The sequence below is a fragment of the Pseudofrankia coriaricola genome, assembly GCF_032027725.1.
Taxonomy (GTDB): Bacteria; Actinomycetota; Actinomycetes; order Frankiales; family Frankiaceae; genus Pseudofrankia.
This window is the reverse complement of sequence record NZ_JASNFO010000092.1, coordinates 14561-27752: the sequence shown is the minus strand read 5'-3', so window position 1 is coordinate 27752 and position 13192 is coordinate 14561. Positions and strand designations below refer to the sequence as shown.

The window sequence follows — 13192 nt, the reverse complement described above, 5'->3', positions numbered from 1 at the left end:
GCCGCCGGGGCGTACCCCGGCGGCAGCCGCCCGTTCCCGTTCGTCGGCCGCACCACCGGCGATCTATTTCCCCTCGTCATGATCAAACGGCACTCGGTCACTGACGGCCAGACCCGCAAGATCGACGTGTACTGCAAGAACCCCGACGATCTCGCCACCTTCCATCAGCGTTGCGAGGCGGCCGCCGGAGCCTGACCCTCGACGCTCCCCAGGAATGGACCCGCTACGCGGCCACCGAGCCCTACCGGAAAACCTGCCCGACGAACGCTCTGTAGACCGGCCAAATCCCCGGTACTGGTCCGCAAGATCGTCCAGGAACAACTTGCAGGTTGCTGGGCTGCCGCTGGCTCGCCCGGCGATCTGTCAGCGAGGTCTGGCGTGGCGCGCGAGCAACTCCCTGTGCCGCAGGCACTCTCATGGCGATGTCACTATCCGGCCGTGTATGCTGCCAATAGGCACATCATCAACGTCGGAAGGTGCACGCGATGCCGCTGCATCTAGTTCGGGTTGTGGCGAACGGGCTCAGGACCGATCACCCGGTTCCAGACGTTCCGTTCGTCGATGACTCCCACATCCCTGTCGATGACCCGCAGGCGATCGCAGCGATCGGTCGCCGTCCGGGTGGTGAGACCTGGGGCCGCCAGGACGCACTGCACGGCGACGGCTGGGTGGCCTTCACGACCGACCCGGTCCGTCATGACCTGGCCTGGTGCGTTCGCTGGCACCCGGAGCACGGCCGGTCGGTGCTGGTCTACCGCGACGCGGACTCACCGGCAGCTCACACGGCGTTCTGGGGGCCGGCGCTGCTGTTCCGTTCTGGCGGTTACTGGTGGGACGGCGCCACCTGGTTCCGGCCGTCGCAGGTATGGGACACCGTCAACGAGGAGTACGTCGCCCGTCCGGCTCCCGGAGCCAGTTCGGTAACCGCGGCGGACCTTCTCGTCGCCGATACGAGTGGAGCCGGTCGAGGCAGGATTCTTACGATCACCGACGTCGACCCCGACGCCGGCCCATGCGCTTCCTGGCAGGACGATCTGAACGCCTGGGCAGCGCGTCGACCGCCGGGATCATCCCAGGTGGGCTGCGTGGTACGGGTCTCCGCTCCAGAGCTCGCCGCTGACCAGCTACTCGGTCCCGCCGAGCTTGCCGCTATCGCCGGGATAGCGCCGTCGACCTTGCGCGGATACATCGCGCGGGGTCAGGGAGACGTTCCGGCTCCTCAGGCCGTGGTCGGTGGTCGGAGCCTGTGGGCTCGGCGTGTCGCCGAGGAGTGGGTCGAGCAGCGCGATCGCTCTCCGGAGGGACTCACCGCGACGGTCTCGAAGACCCGCGGTAAGGCGGCGCAGCCGGCGGGCATCATCGACGTGTGGGACCGGTACACAAGGATCTTCTTGTCCACACTGTGGGAACGGCCGGACCGCCGCCGCCGGTGGGCACTGAGATGGAGGACCCCTGAAGCTGTCCGCGAGGTCGCGGAACAGCTCAGCTGGAGCGTCGCCGCCGGCCTCGCGGGTTCCTCTCTGGTGCCCTGGGACACCGTGGCGAACACTCTCTGTCATGCGCTGATCGACGAGCTTGCCATAAGTAAGGAACTCGCGACCGGCCCGTTCGAGAGGTACTCATACGCCATTGGTCCGGATGTCAGCAGGATGCTTGAATGGGTTATTCTCCACAATCCGGTTCAGGCCAGTCATGCGATCTCGATGACCGTTCATGAGGCGGAGCGTCGGCTGGGAATTCCCCGCGCTGTCATCGAGAGGTCTCTCCGTGAGGCGGATACCCCGGAGGGCCTGCTGGACCCGAAGACTCGCGACGAGTTCTTCGACCAGGTCCTGGTCTCCTCTGATCCGGCAAGTAGCTAACCATGGAACAGGCAACCCGGCGCGCGGCCGGCGGCCCACCTGCGGGTCTTGGCCAGGCCGCCGTCCTCCGGCACGAGATGCACGTCCCGGTCTGGGACCGCCAGACCCGCATGGGGCACTGATGGTTCTCTCGACCATCACCCAGATCGCGATCCCATCGATCGTCGCAGCCTCGTGGGCCGGTGTCTGGCTCGCCCGGGAGCGCACCAACCGGCGCAAGACCGAAAGTCTCATCCAACTCGGGGATCGCCTCTCGCGGCGCGGGCAGCAGATGGACGTCGTGGTCGAGCTTGCCAAGGCGCTCAAGGACGATCCGCCGCAAGGGTCCGGGCTGTCCCGACTGTTCGGGGTCGCTTCGAGCGATGTGCTCGGAGGTGTTCCTCCGCTTGGCCCTACTGGACAGGCACCCGCTGAACAGCGAGGACGAGGCCGGGATGTGTAACCCTTGCGGGCCGCTCGCTGCGGGGCCCTCCAACATCATTTACGGAGTAGTTGACGGCGAGGGCGACAGTGATGCCGACGGGCGCGACGTCCACCATCTGACGGACGTCGTCCGGGTCGAGTCCTCGCTGCGCCGGCTGTCAGCGAGTTCCGCGGCTCGTCCCGTGGGCGGTGACGACCATTCCGCCACGATCATCGCCGTGTGCAACCTCGCCGCGCATGCTGCGGGTCCTTAGGCACTGTGCGGTTGTCCGCACCCTGCGGGACGACGCGCGGAGGCTGCGGAGGACCCTCGGCGACGACCACCCCGACTTCATCGGGCCTGTCGTCGATGTGCTTGCTGGAGCGACCACCATAGGTGCGAACCTACGCCCGGCCGAGATCGCGAAAACCGCTGGTGACGACCGTTGTGGCGCGTTTCGGGCTGAGCGGCGGAGTCCGGCCGCGATCGCGTTCACCCTGCTTGACCAGCACAAATAGCGAAACGAAAGATCGTTCTTGCGTGCCCCCGGCAGGATTCGAACCTGCGCACCTGCCTCCGGAGGGCAGTGCTCTATCCCCTGAGCTACGGGGGCGGACCGGTCGTCTGGACGGGGCGCTGGGTCCCGTGCGCGGTTGCCGGATCGCCCTTGGCAACGAGGCATACCGTACCAGGTCTGAACGCCGGACCGGGAAGCGGGCGCGCCGTAAGCTTCCGGCGTGCACTTCGAACCTTTGCGTGTCCTGGTCGTTGACGACGACCCGGTGATCCGCCAGCTCGTGGTCGTCAATCTGGAGCTGGAGGGGTTCGAGGTCCACACCGCGGTGGATGGGGCGGACTGTCTGGAGCGGATCCGTGAGATCGACCCGGCGGTGATCACCTTGGACATCATGATGCCGAAGGTGGATGGCTGGGAGGTCGCGAGCCGGTTGCGTGACGACCCGGCGACGGCGGGCATCAAGGTGGTCGTGCTCACGGCCCGTGCTCAGGAGGCGGACCTGCGCCGTGGTGCCCGCGTCGGCGTCGACTGCTATCTCACGAAGCCGTTCGACCCTGACGAGCTGATCGGCGTCGTCCAGCGGCTCGCGGCTGGTCAGCCGGTCTGAGGCGCCGGATGGCGGGTGGCGCGGCCGGCCCCGTCAGGCAGCCTGGTGTCCAATCTGGCATCGGCGGCCGGTCGTCGGTCGGCCGCCCGACGGTGCCGCTGTGATCTTGCCGGCCTCCTCGTTCACGCCGACTGTCCGGACGCGCCGATAGCATCGCGGCATGACCCCCGCCGACGTCGCAGACGCGATCGTGTCGGCCGTCCGCGACGCGGTCGCGGACGGTGCGATCGACGTCGCGATCCCGGCGACGGTGCCGGTGCGGCGCCCGAGGAACCCGGAGCACGGCGACTATGCCTCGGCCGCGGCGCTGGAGCTCGCCAGGGCCGCCCGGCGCCCGGCGCGCGAGGTCGCGGATCTGCTGGCTGCCCGGCTGTGTCAGGGCTCCGGGATCGCCGGTGTCGAGGTGGCCGATCCGGGATTTCTCAACATCCGCCTGGCGCCGGCCGCGCTCGGCGAGCTGGCTCGCGTGGTCGTGCGGGGGGGCGACGCCTACGGCCGTGCCAAGGGGCGCCGGGGCGTCTGGGCGGATGCCGTGTCCGCCGCTGGCCCGGGAGAACCGTCGCCGCTGGCCGCGGCACGGCAGGCGGTGGCCGCCGCGGCCCTCGCTCGGCTGCTCGCCGCCGCCGGCTTCGACGTCGTCCCCGCGCCTCCCGCCGGCCCCGCCGGCCCCGCCGCCGCGGCGGCTCTGGCGGATCTCGCTGACACCGTCGGAGGTGAGGCCGCGCGGTACTTGCTGGTGCGCCTGCCGCCGGATGTACCGCTCGACCTGGACCTGGGCCTGGCCGCCCGGCAGACATCCGAGAATCCGGCCTTCAACGTGCGATATGCGCACGCCGAGACCTGTCGGCTGCTGCGCAATGCGGCCCAGCTGGGAATCCCGGCGGCGGGCGGTGACTCCACGGTCCTCGAGGGCGTCGATGTCGCGCTGCTGAGCCACCCGCGGGAGGGAGACCTGCTGCGGGCGCTAGGGGAGCTGCCGGGTGTGGTCACCTCGGCGGTCGCGCTGCGCGCGCCGCACCGGCTGGCCCGCTACCTGGAGGAGCTGGCCGGGGCCTACCACCGTTTCTACGACGCCTGTCGGGTACTCCCGCAGGGCGACGAGGAGCCGACGCCGCTGACCGGCGCCCGGCTGCTGCTGGTCGAGGCGACGAAGGTCGTCCTCGCGAACGGGCTGCGGATGCTCGGCGTCTCCGCCCCGCAACGAATGTGAGTGTGAGCTCGATGTCGCGACCCTCTGCCGGCGCAGCCGTGCCCGCCATGCCGCCCGACGGGCCTCCGGCCGCGCGAGGCTCCGCCATCGTCGCGCGTCCTTCGGCCATGCCGCCCGACGGGCCTCCGGCCGCCCGAGGCGCCGCCATCGTCGCCGTGGGGGTCCCCAGGGGGGCGCCTTCGACGGGGGCACCTCTGGAGGAGCAGGTATGGCCGGCGACGGCCACGCTCGACGACGACGGGGTGCTGCGGCTCGGCGGGCTGCGTGTCGACGAGCTGGCCGACCGGTTCGGCACGCCGACGTTCTTCCTGGACGAGGACGACTTCCGTGCCCGGGCCCGGGCCTGGCGGGCCGGCTTCCCGGATGGCGACGTGTACTACGCGGGAAAGGCGTTCCTGTGTCGGGCGGTGGCCCGCTGGGTGGCTGAAGAGGGCCTGAGCCTCGACATCTGCACCGGCGGCGAGCTGGCCGTCGCGGCCTCGGTCGGCTTCCCGCCGGAGCGGCTGCTCTTCCATGGCAACAACAAGTCCGTCGAGGAGCTGGGCCGCGCCGTCGCCCACGGCGTCGGCAGGATCGTCCTCGACTCGTTCGTCGAGATCGAGCGCCTCGCCGAGATCGCCCGCGCCGCCGGTATCCGCCAGCGTGTGCTCATCCGCGTCACCCCGGGCGTCGAGGCGCACACCCACGAGTACATCGCCACCGGCCAGGAGGACCAGAAGTTCGGGTTCTCGCTGGCCAGCGGTGCCGCGACGGCGGCGGTCGGCCAGGTGCTGGGGGCGGCTGACACGCTGGAGCTGGTCGGCCTGCACGCCCACATCGGCTCGCAGATCTTCGACACGGCCGGCTTCGGGCTGGCCGCGCACCGGATGGTCGGCCTGCTCGTGACCGTGCGCGACGAGCATGGCGTCGAGCTGCCAGAGCTGGACCTCGGCGGCGGCCTCGGCATCGCCTACACCGGCGAGGACGCCCCGCTGGCCGTCGCGGAGGTCGCCGACCGGCTGCACACCATCGTCGGCAAGGAGTGTGCCGGCGCGGGGCTGACGGTGCCGCGGCTGGCTGTGGAGCCCGGCCGGGCGATGGTCGGGCCGACCACGGTCACGCTGTACCGCGTCGGGACCGTCAAGGAGCTGCCCGGGCTCCGCACCTACGTCAGCGTGGACGGCGGGATGAGCGACAACATCCGCACCGCGCTCTACGACGCGCGTTACACGGCCCGCCTGGTCTCCCGGCCAGGCTCGGCCGAGCACCACGTGGTGACACTGGTCGGCCGGCACTGCGAGTCCGGGGACGTGGTGGCGCATGACGTGCCGCTGCCGGCCGACATCGCCCCCGGTGATCTCGTCGCCGTCCCGGCCACCGGTGCGTACCACCGCTCGATGGCCAGCAACTACAACCACGTGGGCCGCCCGCCGGTGATCGCGGTGCGCGCTGGCGCGGCGCGGGTGATCGTCCGACGTGAGACCGACGACGATCTGCTGCGCCTCGACGTCGACGTCGACGGCGTCGACGACGCCGCGGGCGAGGGCTCGAAACCTGGGGAGGCCGGGCGATGAGGATCGCGCTGCTGGGCTGCGGCGTGGTCGGCTCCGAGGTCGTCCGGCTGCTCCACGAGCAGGCCGACGACCTGACCGCGAGAGTCGGCGAGCCGCTGGAGCTCGTGGGTATCGCGGTTCGCCGGCCTGGCCGCGAGCGCGACGTGCCCGTCGACGCGTCGCTGTTCACCACCGACGCCGCGGGCCTGGTCGCCCGCGGCGACGTGGACATCGTCGTCGAGGTGGTCGGTGGCATCGAGCCAGCGCGCAGCTGGCTGCTGTCCGCGCTGAACTCCGGCAAATCCGTCGTCAGCGCGAACAAGGCGCTGCTCGCCTCCGACGGGTCGACGCTGCACGACGCCGCCGCCGCGGCCGACGTCGACCTGTACTACGAGGCGGCGGTCGCCGGCGCGATCCCGCTGTTGCGCCCCCTGCGCGAGAGCCTGGCCGGCGACCGGGTGCGCCGCGTGCTCGGCATCGTCAACGGCACCACGAACTACATCCTCACCCGGATGGACGAGACCGGCGCGTCGTTCACCGAGGCGCTGGAGGAGGCGGGCGCGCTCGGCTACGCAGAGGCCGACCCGAGCGCCGACATCGACGGCTATGACGCGGCGGCCAAGGCCGCGATCCTCGCCCAGCTGGCATTCCACACGCGGGTGACGCTCGACGACGTGTACCGCGAGGGCATCGGTTCGGTCACCGCGGCCGACATCGCCAGCGCCCGCGCTATGGGCTGCACCGTCAAGGCCCTCGCGATCGCCGAGCGCTCCTCGGAACGCCCGGGGGTGAGCGTGCGGGTGCACCCGGCGATGGTGCCCCGCTCGCACCCGCTGGCCGCTGTGCGCGAGGCGTTCAACGCGGTGTTCATCGAGGCGGAGGCCGCGGGGCAGCTGATGTTCTACGGCCGCGGCGCCGGTGGCTCGCCGACGGCCTCGGCGGTGCTCGGCGACCTCGTCGCGGTCGCCCGCAACCGTGTCGCGGGGCGGAGAGGCCCCGGGGAGTCGGCCTACGCCCAGCTCCCGGTCCTGCCGATGGGCGAGACCACCACCAGCTACCACGTCAACCTGGACGTGACCGACAAGACTGGCGTGCTGGCGACCGTTGCCGGCGCGTTCGCCAGGCATGGCGTGTCCATCCGCAGCGTGCGCCAGGACGGTCGGGGAGACGATGCCAGCCTGGTGCTGGTGTCGCATCCCGCCGCGGACGCGGCGCTGGCGGCGACTGTTGAGGACCTGCGCGGCCTGGACATCGTGCGCGCGGTGGCCGGGGTGCTGCGGGTCGAGGGAGGTGAGCCATGATCACCACGACCACGTCATCGGCGCGGCAGCCCGGGGTTCCTGCCGGATCCGGGGTTCCTGCCCGATCGGCGGAGCCGATCGGGCAGGTCGGGGAGCCGATCGGGGAGGTCCGCGAGGCCGGCGGACAGCCCGGCCCGGCCGGGGTGGGGGGCGCGGACGGGGGCTCCGACCTGGGGGCCGCGCCGGGCCCGCCGCCGCTCGGCGGCGCGGGCGGCCGAGCCCGCGTGGCCCACCGCGGGTGGCGGGGAATCATCGAGGAGTACCGCGATCGGCTGCCGCTGGACGCCGGCACCCCGGTGGTGACCCTGCTGGAGGGCGGCACGCCGCTCGTTCCCGCGGCGCACCTGTCCGAGGTGACCGGCTGCGAGGTCCACCTGAAGGTCGAGGGCGCGAACCCGACCGGCTCGTTCAAGGACCGCGGCATGACCGTGGCGATCAGCGCGGCCGTCGGCGAGGGCTCCAAGGCGGTCATCTGCGCCTCGACCGGTAACACCAGCGCCTCCGCCGCCGCCTATGCGGCCCGTGCCGGCCTCGTCTGCGCGGTGCTCGTGCCCAGCGGCAAGATCGCGCTGGGCAAGATGGCGCAGGCGCTGGTGCACGGCGCTCGGCTGCTGCAGCTGGACGGCTCCTTCGACGACTGCCTGCGGGTGGCGCGCGAGCTGGCCGAGACCTATCCGGTGACGCTGGTCAACTCGGTCAACCCGTATCGGTTGGAGGGCCAGAAGACCGCGTCGTTCGAGATCGTCGAGGCGCTTGGCACGGCTCCGGACATCCACTGCCTGCCGGTGGGCAACGCCGGGAACATCACGGCCTACTGGCGCGGCTACCTTGAGGCGGACGCGGCCGAGGGCACCGGGCGGCCGCGGATGTTCGGCTTCCAGGCCGCGGGTGCGGCGCCGATCGTGCGTGGCAGCGTCGTGACCTCCCCGCAGACGATCGCGACGGCCATCCGGATCGGCAACCCGGCGTCCTGGCAGTTCGCCGTCGAGGCCAGGGATGCTTCTGGCGGCCTGATCGACGCGGTCAACGACCGCCAGATTCTGGCGGCCTACCGGCTGCTCGCCCGCAAGGAGGGCGTGTTCGTCGAGCCGTCGAGCGCGGCGAGCGTGGCTGGTCTGCTCGCCGCGCACGCGGAAGGGAAGGTCGACGCCGGCCAGCGGATCGTCTGCACCGTGACCGGCAACGGCCTGAAGGACCCGGACTGGGCGATCAGTGGCGCGGCCAAGCCGGAGACGATCCGGCCGACTGTCGCCGGTGCGGCTGAGGCGCTCGGGCTGCGGCGGTCGTGACCCTGCCCACCGTCGGCGCCGCCTGTGCCGGTGGCCGCGCCGGCGTGGCTCCCGGCGCCGGGACGGCCCGCGCGCCGGCGACGGCCGGCGGCGCGCCAGGTGCCGCCGCGCCGGTCGTCGGTGCCCGGGTCCGGGTACCGGCGACCAGCGCCAACCTCGGACCGGGCTTTGACGCGTTCGGGCTCGCGCTCGGTTTCTACGACGACGTCGAGGTGACGCTGCGCCCCGAGGGTCTCTCCGTGACCGTCGAAGGTGCCGAAAGCGTGTCGAGGGGTGAGGACAACCTGGTCGTACGGGCGATCCGGGCCGCCTTCGACGAGCTGGGCCGTCCGCAGCCGGGGCTCGTCGTGCGCTGCGTCAACCGGGTGCCGCACGGGCGCGGGCTCGGCTCGTCCGCCGCGGCGATCGTCGCGGGCGTGGCCGCCGGATGCGTTCTCGACACCGCCGCCTACCTCGACGGCGCCGCCGACGGCGGCGCGGCCGGCCCCCGCCGGGCCGGTGCCGCGCGTCCCGCCGGCCCGGCCGCGGACGTGGCCGGGTTCGACCGGGCGGCCGCGCTGCGGGTGGCGACGGCGATCGAGGGACATTCCGACAACGTCGCCGCTGCCCTGTTCGGCGGTTTCACCGTGGCCTGGACCGGGCCGGCAGGTCCCGTCGCGCACCGGGCCGAACCGGTCGCGGACCTGCGCCCGGTGGCCTTCGTGCCCTCGGTGCGTACCTCCACGGCCGACTCGCGCGGTCGGCTGCCGGATCGGCTCGCCCACGTCGACGCGGCGTTCTCGGCCGGCCGCGCCGGCCTCCTCGCGCTCGCGCTCACCCAGACCGATCTCGCCGCGGCCGTCTCGGCCGGCGGGATACCCGGCGGTGTCGACGCCGCCGACGCCCGGGCGGCCCGGGCCGCCCGCGCCCGGCTGTTGCTCGCGGCCACCGAGGACCGGCTGCACCAGCCGTACCGGCTGCCGACGGTCCCGGAATCCGCCGCTCTCGTGGACCGGCTGCGTGCCGCCGGAGTGGCGGCGGTCCTGTCCGGCTCCGGTCCCACCGTGCTGGCGCTCGCCGTCGGTGGCGAGCAGGCGGCCGCCGCGGTTGGCGTGTCCGCGCCGGGATTCTCCGTCCTCCCGCTGGCCGTCGACCGGGATGGTGTCCGGGTGACGACGCGCCGCTGAGCGCCCGTCATCCGGCGCATGTGCCTTTGTCGGGAGTGTCGGGGAGCTCGCGCGTGGGTGCGGTGGTCGGCCCTGCCCGGAGGTGGGCGAGAGCGCCGGGCTGGTGGCGCATGCCGCGAACGTCGGTCTGCCGACGTGGCCCTTCGGCGCCTCCGATCAGGGTGAGTGGCGAAGCGTCGACACGGTCTGGTGAGCGAGGGCGCGGGCCTTGGCCGATCGTGCTGGGCCGCGGACCGCGGACGCGGACCGCGGACGCGGACCGCCTTTGGGGAGGTTGCACCCATTTTCGCGGTTTGCACCGTGATCTCGGTGACGTTGGGTGACGGCCGTTGCGATGCAGCGAACGGCGAGTACCGTAGAAGCACGGTGACCCCACATCGGGAAGCCTGCGCAACCCCAGGTTGTTGCCGAGGTGTCTCCGTCTGGATAGTCTGATGGCTGCACCCGCCGCGCCGCGGCGCGTGCTCGCCCCGCCGGTCTGGCTGGAGCTTTCTCTGGTCCGTCCTGGTACAGGATTCCGGTACCCGCGCCTCCCCGTCGTTGCCTCGGCTCGACACCGGCGACGTGGTGGGTGAGCTTGGTCGCTGACCCTGGGTCAGCTTCCCTGCTAACCCGCGATGTCTGCCCGGGGGTGACCCCGGACCCCCGCCTGGGGGATTCCGGGTTCGTTCGCGGCCCGGGTTCCTGCAGGATCGGCGAAGCCTGGGCTCCCTGGTGGATTGGCGACAGGGTTCCTGCAGAACCCGGGGTCACTGCCCGACTGGCGACAGGGTCCCTGCCGGATCGACGGAGTCGATCTGGGAGGTTGGCGATCGGGGAGGTCTGGAAGCCCGGGTCCCTGCCGGATCGGCGAAAGTCGATCTGGGAGGTCGGCGATCCAGGAGGTCTGCCGGGAGGACAGGGTCCTCCACCTCGTCGACGGGCGTGTCATTCGGGCCGGCCAGCGGCGACATCTCCTTCATCTGTCATCCACGTAGGTGGTGGAGCGGATGGTCGAAGGTCCATATGCATCACCCGGCTCGAGAGGAGCCGGTTCCTTCAGGGAAGGAAAACCTTGAGCGACACCACCGACGTGCTGCCTGAGAGCGCACGTGAGTCCGCGGCGCCCCCCGCACCGCTTCCCGTCAGCCAGCCGGCCGCGCCGGCCGCGCCGGCGCCGGCGACGGCGCCGATGGACAGCGGTGTATCCGGGGACGGCCGTACGCCGTCGGCCAGCGCGGCCGACGAGGAGACTCCCGGCTCGGCCGCTCCTCGCCGTCGCCGCAACGGTACCGGCCTGCAGGCGATGCTTCTGCCGGAGTTGCAGTCCATGGCCAGTTCGTTGGGAATCCCGGGCACCGGCCGGCTGCGCAAGGGCCAGCTGATCGCGGCCATCCAGAACGCGCAGAACGGCGGCCCGCCCACGCCGAACGGCACCGCCGAGAGCGGCCAGGAGGCCACCGTCCTTACGAGTACCGAGCCGTCGGCCGCCACCACTGCCCCGCCGCGCACCCGCGGGCGGCGGGTGGTGCGCGCCACCGGAAGCCCCGAGCAGGGCGAGCTTGTCCAGATGCCCGCCCGTGAGCCGGAGGCGCCCGCCGCCGAGCGGCCCATCCGGGCCGAGGAGCCGTCGGCGCCGGTCGTGGCGCGCGACGAGAACGCGGCCCCGCGGGCGCGTGGCGAGCGTGCGGACCGCGGTGAGAACGCGGCCCCGCGGGCGCGTGCGGATCGCGGCGAGCGTGCGGACCGTGATGAGAACGCGGCCCCGCGGGCGCGTGCGGACCGCGGCGAGCGTCCGGATCGCGGCGAGCGTGCGGACCGTGATGAGAACGCGGCCCCGCGGGCGCGTGCGGACCGCGGCGAGCGTCCGGACCGTGGCGAGCGTCCGGATCGCGGCGAGCGGCCCCAGGGCGAGCGGCACGAGCGTGCCGACCGCGCGAACAGCCGGCAGACCGACCGCCAGAGCGCCCGCCAGGGCGACCGTCCGTCGGACCGGCCTGACAGGGCCGACCGCTCGGACCGTCAGACCGACCGGCAGCCCGACCGCCAGGGCAGCCGGGTCGCGCAGCAGGACGACGACGAGGACGGCAGGGGCAGGCGCGGCCGTTTCCGCGAGCGCGGCCGCAACCGCCGCGGTCAGGGCGGAACGGTCGAGAACGAGCCTGTCCTGCGCGAGGACGACGTCCTTATCCCGGTCGCCGGCATCCTGGACGTCCTGGACAACTACGCGTTCGTCCGGACCAGTGGCTATCTGACAGGCCCCGCGGACGTGTACGTCAGCCTCGCCCAGGTCCGCCGGCACGGGCTGCGCCGCGGCGACGCCATCACCGGCGTCGTGCGCGCGCCGCAGGAGGGCGAGGCGCGTCGCGACAAGTACAACGCGCTCGTCCGGCTGGACACCATCAACGGAATGGACCCGGAGGAGGCCCGCGGCCGCCCCGAGTTCACCAAGCTCACCCCGCTCTACCCGCAGGACCGCCTGCGGATGGAGACCGAGCCGCACGTGATGACCACCCGGGTCATCGACCTGGTGATGCCGATCGGCAAGGGCCAGCGGGCCCTGATCGTCAGCCCGCCGAAGGCCGGCAAGACGATGGTGCTGCAGTCGATCGCGAACGCGATCACGACAAACAACCCGGAATGCCACCTCATGGTCGTGCTCGTCGACGAGCGGCCGGAGGAGGTCACCGACATGCAGCGGTCGGTGAAGGGCGAGGTCATCGCCTCGACCTTCGACCGTCCGCCGTCGGATCACACGAACGTGGCGGAACTGTCCATCGAGCGGGCCAAGCGGCTCGTCGAGCTGGGCCAGGACGTCGTCGTGCTGCTCGACTCCATCACCCGGCTCGGCCGCGCCTACAACCTGGCGGCGCCCGCGAGCGGCCGGATCCTGTCCGGTGGTGTCGACTCGACGGCGCTCTACCCGCCGAAGCGTTTCCTCGGCGCCGCCCGCAACATCGAGAACGGCGGCTCGCTGACCATCATCGCGACGGCCCTCGTCGAGACCGGGTCGACGATGGACACGGTCATCTTCGAGGAGTTCAAGGGCACCGGTAACGCGGAGCTCAAGCTGGACCGCAAGATCGCCGACAAGCGGACCTTCCCGGCGGTGGACGTGGACGCGTCCAGCACCCGCAAGGAGGAGATCCTGCTCGCCCCCGACGAGCTGGCGATCATGCACAAGCTACGCCGCGTCCTGCACACCCGCGAGCCGCAGCAGGCGATCGAGCTGCTGCTGGGTCAGCTCAAGCAGACGAGGACCAACTACGAGTTCCTCATGCAGATCGCCAAGTCCACCCCATCCCAGGACTAGGGACAGGACCAGG

Annotated in this window: 10 protein-coding genes and 1 tRNA gene; 10 read left to right on the top strand and 1 reads right to left on the bottom strand. The window is 72.1% G+C overall.

Annotation, left to right across the window (positions count from 1 at the left end; translation table 11 throughout):
* The 3 genes from QOZ89_RS37620 to QOZ89_RS37610 form a co-directional block, all read left to right on the top strand.
* On the top strand, positions 1-195 hold a 195-nt coding region (locus QOZ89_RS37620; RefSeq protein ID WP_312628743.1), incomplete at its 5' end, for a hypothetical protein.
* Between the two features lie 290 nt (positions 196-485).
* Positions 486-1862 carry a helix-turn-helix transcriptional regulator gene (locus tag QOZ89_RS37615; protein ID WP_312628741.1) on the top strand — a complete coding sequence of 459 codons (1377 nt, stop codon included), beginning with the start codon at positions 486-488 and terminating at the stop codon, positions 1860-1862.
* A gap of 121 nt (positions 1863-1983) precedes the next feature.
* On the top strand, positions 1984-2304 hold the full coding sequence (locus QOZ89_RS37610; protein WP_312628740.1) for a hypothetical protein: 321 nt from the start codon (positions 1984-1986) through the stop codon (positions 2302-2304).
* A 502-nt stretch (positions 2305-2806) separates the two neighbouring features.
* On the opposite strand, the gene QOZ89_RS37605 is transcribed toward QOZ89_RS37610, so the two are convergent.
* A tRNA-Arg gene (locus tag QOZ89_RS37605) sits at positions 2807-2878 on the bottom strand.
* Positions 2879-3002: 124 nt separating this feature from the next.
* Here QOZ89_RS37605 and QOZ89_RS37600 point away from each other — a divergent pair.
* The 7 genes from QOZ89_RS37600 to rho all read left to right on the top strand — a co-directional run bounded on the left by QOZ89_RS37600 (position 3003) and on the right by rho (position 13179).
* Positions 3003-3389 (top strand): response regulator transcription factor, encoded by a 387-nt coding sequence (locus QOZ89_RS37600; RefSeq protein ID WP_071050091.1) that lies wholly within the window; start codon positions 3003-3005, stop codon positions 3387-3389.
* Positions 3390-3549: 160 nt separating this feature from the next.
* Positions 3550-4599, top strand: coding sequence for a DALR anticodon-binding domain-containing protein (locus QOZ89_RS37595; protein WP_312628738.1), 1050 nt, complete (start codon positions 3550-3552; stop codon positions 4597-4599).
* 11 nt (positions 4600-4610) lie between these two features.
* Positions 4611-6152 (top strand): diaminopimelate decarboxylase, encoded by a 1542-nt coding sequence (lysA, locus tag QOZ89_RS37590; RefSeq protein ID WP_312628736.1) that lies wholly within the window; start codon positions 4611-4613, stop codon positions 6150-6152.
* Positions 6149-7432 carry a homoserine dehydrogenase gene (locus tag QOZ89_RS37585; protein ID WP_071050093.1) on the top strand — a complete coding sequence of 428 codons (1284 nt, stop codon included), beginning with the start codon at positions 6149-6151 and terminating at the stop codon, positions 7430-7432. The genes lysA and QOZ89_RS37585 overlap by 4 nt, the downstream gene beginning before the upstream one ends.
* On the top strand, positions 7429-8721 hold the full coding sequence (gene thrC, locus QOZ89_RS37580; protein ID WP_241841888.1) for a threonine synthase: 1293 nt from the start codon (positions 7429-7431) through the stop codon (positions 8719-8721). Before QOZ89_RS37585 ends, thrC begins: the two co-directional genes overlap by 4 nt.
* Positions 8718-9887, top strand: coding sequence for a homoserine kinase (locus QOZ89_RS37575; RefSeq protein WP_312628733.1), 1170 nt, complete (start codon positions 8718-8720; stop codon positions 9885-9887). The genes thrC and QOZ89_RS37575 overlap by 4 nt, the downstream gene beginning before the upstream one ends.
* Before the next feature lie 1054 nt (positions 9888-10941).
* Entirely contained in the window at positions 10942-13179 is a 2238-nt protein-coding gene (rho, locus tag QOZ89_RS37570) for a transcription termination factor Rho (RefSeq protein WP_071050094.1), read from the top strand.
* The last annotated feature ends 13 nt before the right edge of the window (positions 13180-13192 follow it).

What these genes read in the sequence shown, in the direction of transcription:
- QOZ89_RS37615 (WP_312628741.1), top strand. Translation starts at nt 486, where the DNA reads ATGCCGCTGCATCTAGTTCGGGTTGTGGCGAACGGGCTCAGGACCGAT.
- QOZ89_RS37610 (WP_312628740.1), top strand. Translation starts at nt 1,984, where the DNA reads ATGGTTCTCTCGACCATCACCCAGATCGCGATCCCATCGATCGTCGCA.
- QOZ89_RS37595 (WP_312628738.1), top strand. Translation starts at nt 3,550, where the DNA reads ATGACCCCCGCCGACGTCGCAGACGCGATCGTGTCGGCCGTCCGCGAC.
- lysA (WP_312628736.1), top strand. Translation starts at nt 4,611, where the DNA reads ATGTCGCGACCCTCTGCCGGCGCAGCCGTGCCCGCCATGCCGCCCGAC.
- QOZ89_RS37585 (WP_071050093.1), top strand. Translation starts at nt 6,149, where the DNA reads ATGAGGATCGCGCTGCTGGGCTGCGGCGTGGTCGGCTCCGAGGTCGTC.
- thrC (WP_241841888.1), top strand. Translation starts at nt 7,429, where the DNA reads ATGATCACCACGACCACGTCATCGGCGCGGCAGCCCGGGGTTCCTGCC.